Raw genomic sequence first — 1660 nt, forward strand, 5'->3', positions numbered from 1 at the left:
ATTTTCATGATCCCAATAGAAAATTTGCCCAATTCTTTCTCCTTGAGTACATAGACAAATCAAATCACCAAATTCATTACTTGATATTGGTAGAAAATTATCTGGTATTCTATTTTTGTATTTTTCAAGCCTTTCACTAATTTGGGAGTTTTGTTGGTAGTTTATATTTTCACCATAAAAAAAACCTAAATCACCACCACTCCATTCGATATTACCACCTACAGGAATATCGTCATCAGGATAGCAATATTCAGGCAAATCACTATATGGGATTAACTTAAATTCTTTTATAAATCCTGTCTCTCCACCAAATAATTCAAGATAATCCAAATAATCTGAAAACTCTTCTTTAGTAATATCTAAAAATTTAGACATCGATTTTCTAGATGTAGGAATCAGTGGTTCAAATGTAAACCTTTGAACTCCACCCATTTTCTCAACTAAACTCTTAATTTTCATTTTCATTACTCCTTTAAGTTATAATTTGTCAAATAATCAACATTTCTTATTAGGTCGTTTATTGCGCATAGTACATGTATGTATTCCACATATACGTTACATTAAAACTGAAAATTTCATGTAGACTTAGAATTGCTTAAATCAGGGAGGATAATAGGTTTGTAACTAAGTACTTTATCAGCTATTTCCTCGGAGCTCATGTTTGTCCAATATATATAATCTGATATATTTGGATCTGTGACCAAATTTTCTAATTTTTCAAGAAATAAATCTTCATCCTCTTCTGAGCCTTCAAAATTTCTTAACTGATCAATCAGTTTGATTAAATATAATCTATCCAACATAATGCTATCCTCCTCCAAAATGGTATTTCGGGTCTAGTATCTCTTTATGGAATTTTGGTGTAACAATCAGCATATTATCCATATCATAAACACCACCACGATTAATAGGAGTTTTATGATGTATTTGATACGAACTTACTTTACCATCATGTTGACATTTGGCTGCTTTAGGTGCTTTCCCCTGAGCCATCCTTTTCTTATTAGCCTTCGAAAAACCCTCAACTAATTTTGGATCTTTTGCTACTTCTTTCCAAAAGGCAGCTCGGAAATCATCAAAACTATCAAAAGATTTACCACGTAATTTATCTGCTACAGATTTAGGAAATACACCAGCATTTCCATGTATACCCTTCAACCATTTTTTCCAATTGAATTACCATTTCTGATGCAATTTCTGGTAAATTTCTAGGACTTAATCCTAAAGTATCAAACCAACTATTTATATTGGGTGAAAATTCATAAAGATTCTCCCCACCTTTCAACTCAATCGGATCCTGATTTACAAACTGACCCGCATCAGGCTCATAATACCTGAAAAAGTTGTAATGCAGTCCCTCTCACGGTCGCAATACTGGTCTTGCAATCTAAACGGCTGATGCGCGTGCTGATAGACACGCTCATCCTTTTTCAGACGACCCCAGGCGGTGTATTCGCCGTACCATAAGAGATTGCAGTAGATGTCAGTCATCTCGCGTGGTATGTCGATTTGGTCGCAGTGGAAGTAGTGGGTTTGTTGCCGGCTTTCGCCGTCTTCGTTGATGTGGTTTTGATAGACGAAACCGCGTGCGTACGTACCGCACATATCCTACTTCAGGACTGAAGGTTTTGTGCGGGGCTGCGGTTTGCTAATCGAAGCG

General features: G+C 35.7%; 5 protein-coding genes. All 5 read right to left on the bottom strand.

Translation table 11 applies throughout. The annotated features are described in order from the left end of the window. The coding region (locus SINDD18_RS05120; RefSeq protein WP_061863342.1) for an SMI1/KNR4 family protein at window positions 1–459 on the bottom strand (459 nt) is incomplete at its 3' end. A 116-nt stretch (window positions 460–575) separates the two neighbouring features. Then, window positions 576–803, bottom strand: coding sequence for a hypothetical protein (locus tag SINDD18_RS05125; protein ID WP_061863343.1), 228 nt, complete (start codon window positions 801–803; stop codon window positions 576–578). A 4-nt stretch (window positions 804–807) separates the two neighbouring features. After that, window positions 808–1158 (bottom strand): HNH endonuclease signature motif containing protein, encoded by a 351-nt coding sequence (locus SINDD18_RS05130; protein WP_196755703.1) that lies wholly within the window; start codon window positions 1156–1158, stop codon window positions 808–810. Further along, window positions 1121–1354 carry an RHS repeat domain-containing protein gene (locus tag SINDD18_RS10975; protein WP_193750836.1) on the bottom strand — a complete coding sequence of 78 codons (234 nt, stop codon included), beginning with the start codon at window positions 1352–1354 and terminating at the stop codon, window positions 1121–1123. Before SINDD18_RS10975 ends, SINDD18_RS05130 begins: the two co-directional genes overlap by 38 nt. Further along, complete coding sequence (locus SINDD18_RS10980) at window positions 1303–1605, bottom strand: RHS domain-containing protein (RefSeq protein WP_193750832.1); 303 nt, start codon at window positions 1603–1605, stop codon at window positions 1303–1305. The genes SINDD18_RS10975 and SINDD18_RS10980 overlap by 52 nt, the downstream gene beginning before the upstream one ends. Between the last annotated feature and the right edge of the window lie 55 nt (window positions 1606–1660).

This window comes from Streptococcus infantis (assembly GCF_001579645.1).
Classification (GTDB): Bacteria; Bacillota; Bacilli; order Lactobacillales; family Streptococcaceae; genus Streptococcus; species Streptococcus infantis_E.

What these genes read in the sequence shown, in the direction of transcription:
- SINDD18_RS05125 (WP_061863343.1), bottom strand. Translation starts at nt 803, where the DNA reads ATGTTGGATAGATTATATTTAATCAAACTGATTGATCAGTTAAGAAAT.
- SINDD18_RS10980 (WP_193750832.1), bottom strand. Translation starts at nt 1,605, where the DNA reads ATGTGCGGTACGTACGCACGCGGTTTCGTCTATCAAAACCACATCAAC.